Annotated in this window: 13 protein-coding genes; 3 read left to right on the top strand and 10 right to left on the bottom strand. The window is 42.1% G+C overall.

The features are described 5' to 3' along the window. Nucleotides 1–59 precede the first annotated feature (59 nt). The gene (locus IQ457_RS05585; RefSeq protein ID WP_200662397.1) at nt 60–854 is read left to right on the top strand and encodes a TrmH family RNA methyltransferase; all 795 of its coding nucleotides are present in this window, start codon (nt 60–62) and stop codon (nt 852–854) included. 81 nt (nt 855–935) lie between these two features. Here the strand turns inward: IQ457_RS05585 and IQ457_RS05580 are convergent, their stop codons facing one another. The 8 genes from IQ457_RS05580 to IQ457_RS05545 all read right to left on the bottom strand — a co-directional run bounded on the left by IQ457_RS05580 (nt 936) and on the right by IQ457_RS05545 (nt 9,148). Next, on the bottom strand, nt 936–1,868 hold the full coding sequence (locus IQ457_RS05580) for an electron transfer flavoprotein subunit alpha/FixB family protein (RefSeq protein ID WP_200662396.1): 933 nt from the start codon (nt 1,866–1,868) through the stop codon (nt 936–938). 148 nt (nt 1,869–2,016) lie between these two features. After that, the gene (locus IQ457_RS05575) at nt 2,017–2,766 is read right to left on the bottom strand and encodes an electron transfer flavoprotein subunit beta/FixA family protein (RefSeq protein ID WP_198328480.1); all 750 of its coding nucleotides are present in this window, start codon (nt 2,764–2,766) and stop codon (nt 2,017–2,019) included. A gap of 606 nt (nt 2,767–3,372) precedes the next feature. After that, nucleotides 3,373–4,020, bottom strand: a complete 648-nt coding sequence (locus IQ457_RS05570) for a DUF421 domain-containing protein (protein WP_200662395.1) — start codon at nt 4,018–4,020, stop codon at nt 3,373–3,375. A gap of 294 nt (nt 4,021–4,314) precedes the next feature. Continuing rightward, nucleotides 4,315–4,527, bottom strand: coding sequence for a cold-shock protein (locus IQ457_RS05565; protein WP_068408416.1), 213 nt, complete (start codon nt 4,525–4,527; stop codon nt 4,315–4,317). 367 nt (nt 4,528–4,894) lie between these two features. Next, nucleotides 4,895–5,320, bottom strand: a complete 426-nt coding sequence (locus tag IQ457_RS05560) for a hypothetical protein (RefSeq protein WP_068408418.1) — start codon at nt 5,318–5,320, stop codon at nt 4,895–4,897. Nucleotides 5,321–5,667: 347 nt separating this feature from the next. Further along, the gene (gene ilvC, locus IQ457_RS05555; protein WP_068408420.1) at nt 5,668–6,684 is read right to left on the bottom strand and encodes a ketol-acid reductoisomerase; all 1,017 of its coding nucleotides are present in this window, start codon (nt 6,682–6,684) and stop codon (nt 5,668–5,670) included. A gap of 134 nt (nt 6,685–6,818) precedes the next feature. Continuing rightward, the gene (gene ilvN / locus IQ457_RS05550; protein ID WP_068408422.1) at nt 6,819–7,316 is read right to left on the bottom strand and encodes an acetolactate synthase small subunit; all 498 of its coding nucleotides are present in this window, start codon (nt 7,314–7,316) and stop codon (nt 6,819–6,821) included. Continuing rightward, nucleotides 7,316–9,148, bottom strand: a complete 1,833-nt coding sequence (locus IQ457_RS05545; RefSeq protein ID WP_180952479.1) for an acetolactate synthase 3 large subunit — start codon at nt 9,146–9,148, stop codon at nt 7,316–7,318. Before IQ457_RS05545 ends, ilvN begins: the two co-directional genes overlap by 1 nt. An 841-nt stretch (nt 9,149–9,989) precedes the next feature. Here IQ457_RS05545 and IQ457_RS05540 point away from each other — a divergent pair. Then, nucleotides 9,990–10,499 (top strand): DUF4124 domain-containing protein, encoded by a 510-nt coding sequence (locus IQ457_RS05540; protein WP_223808605.1) that lies wholly within the window; start codon nt 9,990–9,992, stop codon nt 10,497–10,499. Between the two features lie 83 nt (nt 10,500–10,582). Here the strand turns inward: IQ457_RS05540 and IQ457_RS05535 are convergent, their stop codons facing one another. Further along, a complete protein-coding gene (locus IQ457_RS05535) occupies nt 10,583–12,364 on the bottom strand; it encodes an NAD(P)H-hydrate dehydratase (RefSeq protein WP_200662394.1) in 1,782 nt (593 codons plus the stop codon). Between the two features lie 194 nt (nt 12,365–12,558). Here IQ457_RS05535 and queG point away from each other — a divergent pair, with 194 nt between their 5' ends. Beyond that, nucleotides 12,559–13,815 carry a tRNA epoxyqueuosine(34) reductase QueG gene (queG, locus tag IQ457_RS05530; protein ID WP_200662393.1) on the top strand — a complete coding sequence of 419 codons (1,257 nt, stop codon included), beginning with the start codon at nt 12,559–12,561 and terminating at the stop codon, nt 13,813–13,815. Nucleotides 13,816–13,962: 147 nt separating this feature from the next. Here the strand turns inward: queG and lysM are convergent, their stop codons facing one another. Further along, nucleotides 13,963–14,472 carry a peptidoglycan-binding protein LysM gene (lysM, locus tag IQ457_RS05525; protein ID WP_200662392.1) on the bottom strand — a complete coding sequence of 170 codons (510 nt, stop codon included), beginning with the start codon at nt 14,470–14,472 and terminating at the stop codon, nt 13,963–13,965. Nucleotides 14,473–14,758 lie beyond the last annotated feature (286 nt).

Below are 14,758 nucleotides of genomic sequence, written 5' to 3'. Positions count from 1 at the left end.
ATATAAACAATCGACTTTACGCTGATGATTCAAACTCTTTATATTTTAAGCGATCTATTATGGTAGCAAATCCCACCGAGCTGATTACCTCAGATAAAAATACGACTGTCAAACTTATCAAAGGGCTATTGACGCAAGCGCGCCAGCGTAAGAAACAAGGGCAAACCGTCATTGAAGGCGTGCACCTTATCGATGCCGCTCTGCGTAGCGATTACCCATTTGTGCAGATATTACTGTCTGAATCGGCGCACCAGCATTCTGAAGTTCAGCAGCTTTTGACGCGCCTGCCGACTTATACGCCTATTTTGACTTTAGCAGATAGCCTGTACGAAGGTATTCGTAGCTTAGGGACTGGCATCGATATCATGGCGCTGATTAACATTCCAGCGCCTAGCCTTAAACCCATCAATGATGACTGCTTGATTCTTAATGATGTCCAGGACAGCGGCAATGTCGGTACGCTACTGCGTACGGCGGCGGCGGTTGGCATTAAAAACATACTTTGTACCAGTGCAACAGCGCAAGCATGGTCACCAAAGACGCTCAGAGCAGGTATGGGCGCGCAGTTTGCCCTCAGCATTTACGAGGGGTTAAGTGTGCAAGATATTTTAGATTTCGTACAAACGCCGCTATTTGCCACCAGCTCACATACCGATACGGTCATTTATCAACATGACTTAAGAAAGCCAATCGCTTGGATTATGGGGCATGAAGGCCAAGGTGTTTGCGACGAGCTAATGCAGTGTGCCACCCCTATCGCCTTGCCGCAGCCTAACGGGCAAGAAAGCCTGAATGTCGCCATTGCAGGCTCATTATGCTTGTATGAGACATTGCGTCAGAGAAGTTATGCTTAGAATCATTTAGAGAAAACACGAAAAACCCGCTATAAAAATAGCGGGTCTTTTTTGCTTCATTACTTATGCAAGAGGTAACAATTAAATCTTGCTAGTCAGCTCAGGCAATGCCTCAAACAAATCGGCTTCTAAGAAGTAATCAGCAACGCTCGCGATTGGTGATTCTGGATCATTGTTGATAGCAACGATGACTTTAGAATCTTTCATACCTGCTAAATGCTGAATCGCGCCTGAGATACCCGCTGCGATATAAAGGTCTGGTGCAACGATTTTACCTGTTTGACCAACTTGCATATCGTTTGGTACATAGCCTGCATCAACAGCAGCCCGTGATGCGCCAACCGCAGCGCCAAGCTTATCCGCTAGCGGCTCGATATATTTAGTGAAGTTTTCACCATTCGCTAATGCACGACCACCAGAAACCACGATGCTTGCAGAAGTCAATTCAGGACGGTCAGATTTTGCCATCTCTTCATTGACGAAGCTTGATTTACCCAAATCTTGAACATTATCGAGTGTCTCAACAGACGCTGAACCGCCTTCGCTTGCCACAGGATCAAAAGCAGTGGTACGGACTGTTAGAACCACCTTATCTTCTGAAGTCTTAACCGTTGCTGTAGCGTTACCTGCATAGATAGGACGCTCAAAGGTGTTTGCGTCTACGACCGCAGAGATTTCTGACAACATGCTTACGTCAAGTAAAGCGGCGACACGTGGCATAAAGTTTTTGCCAGTGGTGGTAGCAGCAGCGATGATATGACTATAATTACCAGCGATGTCAGTAACCAATAAAGCAATATTGCCTGCCAATTGATGCTCATAAGCGGCATTATCAGCTAATAGTACTTTAGTCACGCCTTCAGCTTTAGCGGCGGCATCAGCTGCTGCTTGCGCGCTGCTACCAGCGACCAATACATGGACGTCATCGCCTATTTGCTTAGCAGCAGCGATGGTGTTCAAAGTTGCCTTTTTTAGACTGGCATTGTCATGTTCTGCATATACCAAAATTGCCATTGTTTTTATCCTTTATTTATTCGTATCATCTATTCATGCGGTTGTTTGTGTACAAAACGATTTATCAAATCAGCTTAAATATGAAACCTTTTAGATAACATCATTTTGCACAAGATATGCCGTAGCGAAATATTAAAAGACTCACGCCTTAGATAACTTTTGCTTCATTTTTTAGCTTATCGACCAACTCGTCAACTGAACCTACCTTGATACCAGCTTTACGCTCAGAAGGTGGCACGACTTTGATAATTTCTTGCTTAGAAGTCATATCGACACCGAAATCAGCAGGTGTTTTTTCATCAAGTGGCTTTTTCTTCGCTTTCATGATGTTAGGCAATTTAGCATAACGTGGCTCATTTAAGCGTAAGTCAGTGGTGATAACCGCTGGTAGCTCAAGTGCTAGGGTTTGCAGACCACCGTCGATTTCACGCGTGACGTTGACTTTGCTGCCTTCAACTTTTACTTCTGACGCAAAAGTACCCTGACCGATACCCATCAATGCTGCTAACATCTGACCGGTTTGGTTGTTGTCGTCATCGATGGCTTGTTTGCCCAATAAGATAATATCCGTAGACTCAGTTTCAGCGATATTCTTAAGGATTTTAGCAACTTGTAATGGATAAGGTTTTTCGTCAGATATGACCAAAATCCCACGGTCAGCACCCAAGGCTAAAGCTGCACGAATTTGCTCTTGTGATTCTTTTGGACCGATTGAGGCGACGATGACTTCATCAATCACGCCCGCTTCTTTTAGACGAACGGCTTCTTCAACAGCAATTTCATCAAAAGGGTTGATTGACATTTTAGTGTTAGATAAATCTACGCCCGAATTATCAGCTTTTACACGAACTTTTACGTTGTAATCAATGACACGCTTGACCGCTACTAATGCTTTCATACGTTCCTCGTTTATTAATGTTATGAATTAAAAGTTACCAATTAAGAACCAAAGGTTCATTTTTTTCAAACTATGGTGCAAATTGTCGTTCAAAATACTACTAAAGGTTTTTACCACATTAGCATAGATTTAAACATAAATATGTATAAGCCGCTCACCCAAGATATCGCGGCATCATATTTATTATTCGCTAGTCGTGATTTATTATCGGTATTTACTCATCTAAGTATTTACCAATAACAAAAGTATACCAGTAAACGATCAAATCCTGCTAAAGCTAAGCCAACCGTTATTATCAGACCCGTCTATCTTGCGTGAGCTCAGGACTAAGGTCAAGACAACGCCGTGAATAATGCGTCATAAATTTGTCACCATTGTTGCAAAAACTGTCTATAAGAGCCTAAATAGAGAGTTAATTTGCTCGAATACGCTAACTCGACCGTCCTTTATAACAGAGGCAGCTTTGTAATTATTGCCTACTTTACTATGATTTCATCTTCCGACTTTTTATTGTCTAGGGCGTGTCCTCATTTTAAAAATGGTGATAAAAATGAGATAAATTGCCGTCAAACGAGGAAAATAGCGCAAATAATATCGAGATATTAGTCAGCTATTTGACGATGTTTGATAAAATTTAGCCATTTTTAGCCCATTTAGATACAAGCGCTTGAATTGAGGACACGCCCTAGGCATATTATCAGTTTTATTGTTAGAGTTAATTAGCAAATGGCTGTCACGAATGTCGTCGAACAGCGACCAGTCAGGCGCGGTACTATCCTGCTTAATGACACTCATATCGCCAGTCGTTTCCATAATAACAGCGAATACTTCGCTTTTTGATTTCAATCCATTCCTACGCAATACTTCTTGCACGTCACTTTTGGTCAGATTGGCTTCTTTTAAATTATCGCAAAAATACTCTCCGTGCGCCATTAAGATAATTGCTTGATTATCAATCAGTGATTTTAGAGGTTTAGACTTACGCCTGATGACAGAGATGGTACCTTGAATAAGAAACAATACCGCAACGGCGACTAAGCCTTGTGACAAAGATGGACTGTCAGATAAGATGGTTGACGCCAGTATGCTACCGATAGCAACGGTCATGGCAAAATCATAGCTTGAAAGCTTAGAAAAACTGCGTAACCCCATCAGTCGCGTAAATACGATAAGACCGCCGTATAATCCAAGCGCTGATAGTGAAATACCGAGCACTTGCTGCCATTCAATCGCAAACCATTTTTCCCACTGCATACACTCGCCTTTTTCTATTTGCTTTTAACGTCTAAAAACTTTTTTAAAATAATTCACTATTAAGATAATAGTGTTATTGTCAAAAATAAATAATCACGGTTTGTCCAAACTTACAGAATTTAAGTCACTTCCTCAAAAAAACATCATAAAAAAAGCAACCTGATGAATGGTTGCTTTTTTTTAAAGTCTAAACAGTATTTTTATTGTTTTAACAAACAAAGGAATCAATACTTATCGATCATCTTTATGGTATCAAGCTGGCTGATAAATCAGTTTACTCAATAATCACTAAGATTAGATAGCTTCGATTTGCTCAGCTTGTGGGCCTTTTTTGCCATCACCTAAGATGAAAGACACTTTTTGGCCTTCGGCTAGAGTTTTGAAACCGTTACCTTGGATAGCGCTGTAGTGAGCGAATACGTCTTGTCCGCCATTGTCTTGAGCGATAAAACCAAAACCTTTAGCTTCATTAAACCACTTTACAGTGCCTTCAACTTTCTCTGACATAAATTTTCCTAACTCTTTAACTGTTGGCGAGACGTGTGTCATCACCGATTAATTGATATATACTCAAGTGTTTTTTGCTAAGCGCATCGGCTTAAACCCTTGATTTATCTAGAAGATAACCTCAAGCTCTTGCCTAAAATCCTATGAGTACAAGCTGATTATAGCAGCTTTTCTAAACTGCAACAGGTTAAATTATTTTTTTTTGTAAAAAACCGCGGCCTTCTGTCAGCTTTATCATTAAATAAATATTTATCATTTAAATAATTGATTTTAATGGTTATTTTATAGTATCTAAGCTAAAAAAATTGATTTACGTTGCTCTTAATAGCACAACAACCAAAAATATCATCTAAACGCTAAAACATTGTTATGCAGGTAACGGCAACCATGGTGATAATAAAACCAGCAGACACAAGGCAAAAAATATCAAAGAAAAGGATTGGCTATAGGCGATATATTTAGCTGGCACCACCAAATCCTTCGGTGAGTCTGGTATGCCTTTGCGCTTGAGCAGACGCGTACCATATATCCAGCCGTAGATGGTATAGATGCTATAAGCGACTGGCACGGCAATGGCCAACGGCGCCAAATCAATGACGTACAACGCCAGAGTAGAGACAAAGAACCAAGCGGTATCAAGTAAAGAGCTGATGCGAAAGAACTTAGATTGCGGCAGCTTACCTTGGTTGCGCTTGAGCATCTCACCTTCTATCCAAATCAATACTGCTACCACAGCGCTCAGAGTAATGTAGATAAATTGCGGCGTTAGCCAGTTAGGACTTGGTATTTGCACAACAGACAACCTGTAATCAAGAAAAAATAAGAATCAGAACCAAGCGCGCAGATCATTCTTTAGCGTTTGGTTTTACTAATTTTTTTAAATAAAATAAAGCAAAAATTAAATAATAGTTTAAGCAAGACAACATCATTTATAAGATAGACAAGTCTGCTTATATGAGGCAGTAATAAAGAGTTTTCAACCACTAACAAGTGATTACGGTGGCAACTTTCTCTAGATTATTGAATTGCTAGCCATTAAAAAACCCATGCTATCGAGTGATAACATGGGTTTTGATTTTTAGATAACTAAAATGATAGAGATTTGATTATTGCTTAATTGCTTAACCATTCACTAATAAATTAGTTTTTGTCTTTATCGATGATTTTATTGCCACCGATCCAAGGCATCATGCCGCGCAATTTCGCACCAGTCACTTCGATTTGGTGCTCAGCGTTGTTACGACGACGGGCAGTCATTGAAGGATAGTTGGTTGCGCCTTCACTGATGAACATCTTCGCGTATTCGCCAGATTGGATGCGTTTTAGCGCATTACGCATCGCTTCACGTGATTGCTCGTTGATCACTTCTGGACCAGTCACATATTCGCCGTATTCAGCGTTGTTACTGATTGAGTAGTTCATATCAGCGATACCGCCTTCATACATGAGGTCAACGATAAGCTTTAGCTCATGTAAGCACTCAAAGTAAGCCATTTCAGGAGCGTAGCCGGCTTCTGTTAGGGTTTCAAAGCCCATTTTTACCAGCTCAACCGCGCCGCCACAAAGTACCGCTTGCTCACCAAATAAGTCAGTTTCAGTTTCATCTTTAAAGGTCGTTTCGATGATGCCTGAACGACCACCACCAACACCAGCAGCATAAGACAAGGCTAACTGCTTAGCTTGACCAGACGCATCTTGATAGATAGCGATCAAATCTGGAATACCGCCACCTTTGGTAAATTCTGAACGTACGGTATGACCTGGTGCTTTAGGCGCCACCATAATAACGTCAAGGTCGCTACGTGGCTCTACTTGGTTGTAATGAATCGCAAAACCATGAGCGAAAGCAAGGGTGGCACCTTCTTTGATGTTTGGCTCAATCACATCACTATAAAGCTGTTTTTGAAACTCATCAGGGGTCAAAATCATCACGACGTCAGCCGCTTTTACCGCTTCTTCTACTTCAGCAACTTTAAGGCCCGCGTTTTCCGCTTTTTTCCATGAGCTAGAGTTGGCACGTAGACCAACGGTGACATCGACGTCTGAGTCTTGTAAATTCAACGCGTGTGCATGGCCTTGTGAACCGTAACCAATAATGGCAACTTTTTTGCCTTGGATGATTGATAGGTCACAGTCTTTGTCATAATAAACGTTCATAAATAGAGTCCTTTTCCTAAAACATGGCTGGCCATGGATAATAAGCGCTTCTACTTTAACCGAAACTCTAAAGTATTGGCTAAAATGAGCGCGCTGTTGATAATAAATTAAGATTTTTAATAACGATTATAAAATTACAAGCTTAGGGTTTTTTCGCCACGTGCAATACCAATCACACCCGAACGCACCACTTCCATAATGCGCTCGCGACCAATCACATCGATAAAGCCGTCAAGCTTGGCTTTATCACCAACGATTTGAATGGTGTATAGGTTAGAATTGACATCAACGATTTGAGCGCGGAAAATATCAGCACTGCGTTTAATCTCTTCACGTACACCGCCCGACGCTCGTACTTTAATAAGCATGAGCTCACGCTCGACGTGCACATTGTCTGTTAGATTTAGCACTTTAACCACTTCAATCAATTTATGCAATTGCTTGGTGATTTGCTCGATTCTTTCAGGCGAGGTAATGGTGGTGACCGTCAGACGTGAGATACTTGGATCATCCGTAGGGGCGACGTTTAGCGTCTCGATGTTATAGCCGCGTTGGGAGAACAAGCCGACTAACCGCGACAACGAACCCGCTTCGTTTTCCATCAATACCGAAATCAGATGTTGTTGTTGCATTAGGTACGCTCCCCTTTTGTTAACCACATATCACGCATCGCTTGCCCAGCGACTTGCATCGGATAAACATGCTCATTACGATCGACATAAACGTCGATAAATACCAATTTATCAGTCATAGCCATAGCTTCAGCCAATTGTGCTTCCATAGTCGCAGGATCGGTAATCTTAATACCGACATGACCATAGCTTTCAGCCAATTTGACAAAGTCTGGTAGTGAGTTCATATAAGACTGCGCATGACGGCCTTCATACAGCATGTCTTGCCATTGTTTAACCATACCCAACTGTGCATTGTTTAGGTTCAAAATCTTGACTGGCAAGTTATATTGTAGGCAAGTCGATAGCTCTTGAATATTCATCTGAATAGAGCCTTCACCGGTAATACACACCACGTCACGCTCAGGATTGGCAAGTTTTGCCGCCATCGCATAAGGCAAGCCCACACCCATGGTGCCCAAACCGCCGGAGTTCAACCATTGACCAGGCTCATTATAAGTATAATAAAGCGCGGCAAACATCTGATGCTGACCGACGTCACTGGTGATAATGGCGTTACTATTGGTTACTTTATCCAAAGCCTGCACCACCGCTTGTGGCTTAATACCATTATCGGTATTAGTGTCATAACGTAGGCCATGACGCGTACGCCATTCATTAATTTGTGACCACCAATCTAACAAGGCATGCTGCTCAAGTTCTTTATCATCACCGATGATTTCTAACATATCGGTCAAGACTGCTTTAACATCGCCGACGATTGGAATATGGGCATTAATGGTTTTTGAAATGGATGCTGGATCAATATCGATATGAATAATCGTCGCATTCGGACAGAATTTTTTAACATTATTGGTCACACGGTCATCAAAACGTGCACCGATTGCCAAGATGACATCAGCGTGATGCATACTCATATTGGCTTCATAGGTGCCATGCATCCCAAGCATGCCTAGGAACTGACTATCAGAACCTGGGAAAGTACCCAAACCCATTAAGGTATTGGTAACTGGCAAGTTTAAGCGATGAGCAAGCTCAGTCAACTCTTTACTGGCTTTACTCCAAATGACCCCGCCGCCTGCATAAATAACAGGACGCTGTGCCGACAATAAAGTTTCAACGGCCTTTTTAATTTGACCGCTATGACCTTTTAGTGAGGGCTGATACGAGCGGATAAACACGTCTTTTGGATAAGCGTAGGCAAATTTTTCACTTGGCGCTGTCATATCTTTTGGTACGTCAATCACTACTGGGCCTGGACGTCCAGACTGAGCGATATGAAAGGCTTTTTTGACAATCATAGGGATTTCGCTAGCGTGGCGCACTTGGAAGCTATGCTTGACGATAGGACGTGATACACCGACCATGTCGGTTTCTTGGAAGGCATCTTCACCGATTAGGCTACTAGGTACCTGACCTGAAATAACCACCATCGGTACCGAATCCATAAAGGCGGTGGCGATTGCCGTCACGGTATTGGTCGCACCTGGACCTGAGGTCGCGAGCACCACACCTGTCTGACCGGTCACGCGTGAATAAGCATCTGCCATGTGGCCGGCTGCTTGTTCATGACGCACTAAAATGTGCTCAATATTTTCTTGTTGGAACAAGGCATCATAGATATGTAGAACGGCGCCGCCTGGATAGCCAAAAATATATTTGACCCCTTCATCGGTCAATGCTTGCACCAACATCTCAGCGCCAGATAGCATCACAGGCTGCTCGCTACCCTCTGCAAGGCGTTGTTGCTTTTCTTCAAAATTTTTGGCGGCATTACCCGTTTGGGTATGTCCAGTCATATTCGGACTTTGCGTGGTTTGCGTCACTGTCATCACCTTTTTTTGTGGTAAGAATGGTCGCTCATTTATAAAAGAAAACACCGTTTTTACAAGGTTATTGGTCTTATAAAGAAGACTTGGGATTCTTATCCATATCAAGAATGTGTGCCTACTATATTCAAGTAACACTGTTATATAGAACAGCATGGCCCTCAAACACAGCAATATATGTAGGGTCAGCTTTGTGGCAGGATTTTATCGACAGACAGTGACAAGATGCGAATGCACCTATAAAAGAGGCTTATTATTTTGAGAATACCAAGTTACGACAGTGATAAATAAATAGAGGCAGGATATAAAACGACTCTCAATAATATTGACACGCTATAGGATCGCTAAATCTTATAACTTATTTAATGAGTTGTTGTTAAAACTACACATTGCGCCCTATTTTTTATTACAGCCAAATCTTACGAACCACAGTAATAATAAGTTTATCTTAGTCATTGTAGACAGATAAGTCCGCAGACAATAAATATAGCTTTGAATACGCATTAGGATAATGGCATTTTATTCCATATCATTGTCACAAAGAAAATAAAACTGAGCAAGCTACTGATAAGCAACCCGTAGTCCTTATTTTCAAGTGCCACGGCAATTTTATAAAAGCCGCTCACTGACCAATCAACTGCTATTATATTCGATGGTTTGGGCACCTTTGTCAAGAAAAACTTCTAAACCCTATGCCTAACTATTAGTTATTAAATAATGTACATTTATAAGTATTATTTGCTAAAATCAAACGCTAGTGTATTTATATTGTTATCAAGACGATTAAATATTATCCTTATCTGATAAATACGTCCGTTTCTTACCTATTAAGAGGATTGTCACTATGGCAATTGTTACCATGGCATCTGCGTTTCGTGTGAACACCGCTACCAAACTGCTTTTAAGTATCAGCACGGCGTGTATGCTCATGCTGCCAATCAATGCCAGTCATGCCATTCAGGTTTATAAATCTATCGGCGCGCATGGCGAGGTGAAGTACAGCCAACACGCCCCGCAAAACGGTAGAAATATTGAAGTGATAGAGTTTCGTAGTGACGGCAGACAAAGTAACGCCGGACAATTGGCAGGGAAAACCGAAGCCAATCAAGCGGCTCCGCAAAGTGCTGAAGAACAGCGCGTGGCTCAGCTAGAGGCGCGCATTAAAGAACAAGAAGCACAGGCGAATGCTCAGCGTTGCCAGTCATTACGCAATAATTTAACCAACCTAAATGTTGGTGGGCGTATCTACGAGATGGATGCCAATGGTAAACGTCAATATTTAGATGGCCGTGAAATTGAGCTAAAACGCGAGCGTGTACAGCAAGCCATCAATCAATATTGTAATGGTACCTAAACTCGGTCTTCATATACCTTTGAATAATACCATCACTGCTCTATTCAACGCAACGTTAGTCATTGATACTGATAACTGATGATTCAGTCAGTTATCAAGTGCATAATATGGCGGATAGCAACGGGCATATCCTGTGCTTGCAAGCCTCGTTGGCCGATCAATAATGAGCGACAATTATGAGTATGGCTAAGACTTTCTAAATTTTCTGCCTGCCCCGCTAAGCAGTCGCCTGCCAGACCGTGAAGCAGAACCGCTTGGTGCAAACTACGCGCTGCTTCGGTTAAATCCTTTTGCGCTAGCAGACCTGTAATGACGCCTGATAACACATCGCCCATGCCAGCGCTTGCCATCCCGGCATTGCCGACGCCACAAACGTAAATTTGTCTTTCCTCAGCCTTTTGTTCTAGCACTAACGACCCTGCCCCTTTTAGTACCCAATCGCCGCCATAGATTTTGGCGCACTGTTTTATTGTGGCTAACCTATCAGCTTCTACTTCACTGACCTCTTTATTTAACAATCTTGCCGCTTCACCACTATGCGGTGTTAGGCAAACTTGATGTTCGCTACTATACGCTTTTAGCTGTGTAACCAGTTTATGCTGCTCTGCCTGCAATGTTGCTAAATGATATAAACCATCCGCATCAATCACTATTGGTTTGCTATTTTCTATCGCCGTTTGGATATAATTTATAAACAACGCTTTTGCTTTGTCATCACGGCCAAGTCCCATGCCGATAGCAATAACACTGGCTTCTTGGATGAGGTTATTTACGCCATCTGTATCGTGTAAATTGATGGTCATCGCATCAGGCAATGAAGTTAATAGGGCGCCGTGAAATGCTTCATGACAAGCGACGGTGATTTTACCCGCACCTGTCGCCATTGTACTTGAAGCCGAGAGGATAGCGGCACCGCCCATGCCCTGCGAGCCATCAACGCGATTACCGCCAATCACCAATACATGCCCGTAACTGCCTTTATAGCTGTTTTGTCGGCGTGGATTCAGTGCATGCGCGGTTGTCAGAAGTTTGGCCTCCGGCTTAAACTCTTTACTAGCCATTTGATAAGGTATGAGCGGGATATCAATTACCTCACCGCTATAATCCATACCATCGTTGGTATGCAAACCAAATTTGCGCGCAATCAAACATAATGTCGCATCAGCGTTTACCCCTACTTGGTCGAATACTTGCCCGGTAGAGGCAACCAAGCCACTGGGCACATCAACCGCAACCACTAAAGCGCCATTATGCTGCGCGGCATCGTTAAGGGTACAAATTGCCTGTTTATAAATACCATCAAGCGCGCGATCTAAACCTATACCAAATAACGCATCGATATACACGTCTGCTTGTAGCGGCTTACCTGCGTTTTCCTTGTCATGAGAGCTCATATCTTCAAAGCGTAGATAATCACAGTTAGCAGATAGCGCTACTTGTAGGGCTTGGTTGGCATCAGATAAAGAAGCTTCTTTGTTAGATGGCTGCGTTGTCTCAACTATCGCAAAATCTTGTTTATCAAAACCAACCGTGATGATTTGTACTTGCCAGCCCATTTGCTGCAAATAATAAGCAATCAGCCAACCATCACCGCCGTTATTACCCTTCCCGACCCAAATATTCGCTCGAGGCGAACACTTAATGCGATTATGAGTGTTAGTAAGCACTGAGGAATAAGAATTAAGCATTTTTTGCTCATAAAGCACCACAATATAATGTGCCATCTGCCATGCAGCCTGCTGCATTAAGCCAAAACTATCATGACCTGCGCCAAACCATGCCTGCTCCATAGCATAAATCTGCTGACTACTATACAAAGCTACTGGTATGGTCGTTTTTGTGGATACATCGTTTGCTACTGGCATGGTTCATCCTCGCTTATTTTTATTTACTGGTTTTATTATTTTAATCATAAGGTAATGTATGGGTGGTATCAGCTCTATCAAATTTTACGAGAGCTTACAGCTTGGTATAAATACAGATTTATTGGTTTTGCTACTTGCGCTCGTCGCTCACTGGCTTATCATACTGCTATTCACATTATCATTTATAGCGCATTATGAATAGCAAAGCCCAACCTAAACAACTTCAATCGACACAGCCAGACGCACAGACCTCAGATGCTCACAATTTGGCAGCGCAGGCGTCTGCGCCTAATCATGCAGGGCAAGCAAGAATTGCCGTTCATAATGCCTCAAGCTTTGCTACACCAGCAGAGGTTAAACTATGGATTAAAGCCCAAGCGCAAGCCCTAGGATTTGCTGACTGTGGCTTTTTATCGGTGCATCATCCTTTATTTATCGAACAAACAGAACATCTAAAACAATGGCTGGCAAAAGGTTATGAGGGGCAATTGCAGTTTATGCACCATAACCATCATTTGCGGGCCCAACCTGCACAATTGGTAGAAGGCGCAAAAACCATCATCAGCGTGCGTATGGATTATTTAACCCAAACGCCCACGCCGCGCGCGGTCACTGATAACGCTTATCCCAATCAAGGTATCATCGCCCGTTATGCTAGGGGGCGTGATTATCATAAAACGATGCGCAGTCGCTTAAAGCAATTGGCATTAAAAATTGAAGCTATGCTACCTGAATGGCAGCATCTTAATATTGGCTCAGAGCAGGATTTTATTTTTCGCCCCTTTAGCGATTCTGCGCCTATCTTTGAGCGTCCTATTGCTGATGCGGCGGGGCTTGGCTGGACGGGCAAACATACCCTGCTCATAAACAAGCAAGCTGGCTCGTTTTTTGTATTAGGCGAGCTATTTATGAGTCTTGAGCTGCCTGATGACGAACCGGTCAAGGAGCATTGCGGCAGTTGTAGCGCCTGTATTGACGTCTGCCCTACGCAAGCAATTATTGCGCCCTATGAGCTTAAAGCCTCTGCTTGTATCTCTTACCTTACCATCGAACACGACGGCATTATTGACAGCAAATATCGCCGTGCCATCGGTAATCGCATCTTTGGCTGTGATGACTGTCAGCTTATTTGTCCGTGGAATCGCTATGCCAATATCACCCCAGTAGAAGATTTTTCCCCAAGGCATAATCTTGATAACAGCAGTTTACTTGAGCTATGGCAATGGCAAGAAGCGGAGTTTATGAAAAAAACCGAAGGCAGTCCGCTTAGACGCACCGGTTACGTGAATTTTTTACGCAATATCGCCATTGGTCTTGGCAATGCAGATGGTAGTACGGAAATAATTACTCAGCTGCAAGCAAAATTAGGCGTTCATAATGCCATGCTAGACGATCATATCCATTGGGCAATTAAAGAACAACAGGAAAAATTAGAAAATTTAAAACCGTAAATGCTATGGAAAATAAAGACCAAGAAAAATGCCTCTAATTATATTAAGAGGCATTTTTATTAGCACATAACTTTAAATATCTGTGTTTAAGCGCTTATGTTTAAATACTTATATTTAAACGCTTAGCTTTAAGCACTTAACAGCCTATTACGGCTTAGGAATACGTAGAACTTGACCTGGATAAATCTTATCGGGATCAGAAAGCATTGGTTTGTTGGCTTCAAATATTTTCATATAATCACCCGTTGAACCATACACTTCTTTGGCAATTTTAGATAAGCTATCGCCAGATTTTACTGTGTACATAGTAGATTCAGGCGCATCTTCTTCGATATCGATATTATCAATAACTTTAGCGACGTTTTGCACGTTACCGATAGCGATAATGGCTTTTTCGCGATCCGCTTGGGTTTTAGCCTTACCACTGATTTCTGCGGTGTCTGTAGAACCATTATATTTTACTTTTAGATTACTGATATTCAGATTTTGCTGCTGAATACGGCGCAATAAAAGATTGGCAACTGATTGAGCAGAAGGCTCTGTACTCTGTACTGGGGTATTGGCATCCGCTTTAGTTTCTACTTTAGCGTCATGCTTGGCATCGTCACGGTTAAAAATCTTTTCACCGATGTCTTTTGCAAAACTGAACATACCCATAAAATTGCTCCTTAAAATATTGTTATCTATTATTTATCATTATTGTTTTAATAGGCAATGTATTTAACGTTTGTCACTCTCGCATCGCCTACATATGAACATAACTTTTATCTCTAAACAGTGGTTTTAATCGATATAACAAATATCACCTTATTACTGCTTACCATTCTTAGTATAGACAATGGCAAATACCGTCTCTAGTAATAGTATGTTGAGTAATGTTGATTTGGCGTAGCTTATGTAACTTTATTATTAATAGCTACCATTCAAATATGGCAGTGAATTG

The organism is Psychrobacter sp. M9-54-1 (genome assembly GCF_016613355.1).
GTDB classification, from domain to species: domain Bacteria; phylum Pseudomonadota; class Gammaproteobacteria; order Pseudomonadales; family Moraxellaceae; genus Psychrobacter; species Psychrobacter faecalis.
This window is presented reverse-complemented; position numbering and strand designations above follow the sequence as displayed.

What these genes read in the sequence shown, in the direction of transcription:
- IQ457_RS05535 (WP_200662394.1), bottom strand. Translation starts at nt 12,364, where the DNA reads ATGCCAGTAGCAAACGATGTATCCACAAAAACGACCATACCAGTAGCT.
- IQ457_RS05575 (WP_198328480.1), bottom strand. Translation starts at nt 2,766, where the DNA reads ATGAAAGCATTAGTAGCGGTCAAGCGTGTCATTGATTACAACGTAAAA.
- IQ457_RS05545 (WP_180952479.1), bottom strand. Translation starts at nt 9,148, where the DNA reads ATGACAGTGACGCAAACCACGCAAAGTCCGAATATGACTGGACATACC.
- ilvN (WP_068408422.1), bottom strand. Translation starts at nt 7,316, where the DNA reads ATGCAACAACAACATCTGATTTCGGTATTGATGGAAAACGAAGCGGGT.
- IQ457_RS05580 (WP_200662396.1), bottom strand. Translation starts at nt 1,868, where the DNA reads ATGGCAATTTTGGTATATGCAGAACATGACAATGCCAGTCTAAAAAAG.
- IQ457_RS05540 (WP_223808605.1), top strand. Translation starts at nt 9,990, where the DNA reads ATGGCAATTGTTACCATGGCATCTGCGTTTCGTGTGAACACCGCTACC.
- IQ457_RS05565 (WP_068408416.1), bottom strand. Translation starts at nt 4,527, where the DNA reads ATGTCAGAGAAAGTTGAAGGCACTGTAAAGTGGTTTAATGAAGCTAAA.
- ilvC (WP_068408420.1), bottom strand. Translation starts at nt 6,684, where the DNA reads ATGAACGTTTATTATGACAAAGACTGTGACCTATCAATCATCCAAGGC.
- IQ457_RS05585 (WP_200662397.1), top strand. Translation starts at nt 60, where the DNA reads ATGGTAGCAAATCCCACCGAGCTGATTACCTCAGATAAAAATACGACT.
- lysM (WP_200662392.1), bottom strand. Translation starts at nt 14,472, where the DNA reads ATGGGTATGTTCAGTTTTGCAAAAGACATCGGTGAAAAGATTTTTAAC.
- queG (WP_200662393.1), top strand. Translation starts at nt 12,559, where the DNA reads ATGAATAGCAAAGCCCAACCTAAACAACTTCAATCGACACAGCCAGAC.
- IQ457_RS05570 (WP_200662395.1), bottom strand. Translation starts at nt 4,020, where the DNA reads ATGCAGTGGGAAAAATGGTTTGCGATTGAATGGCAGCAAGTGCTCGGT.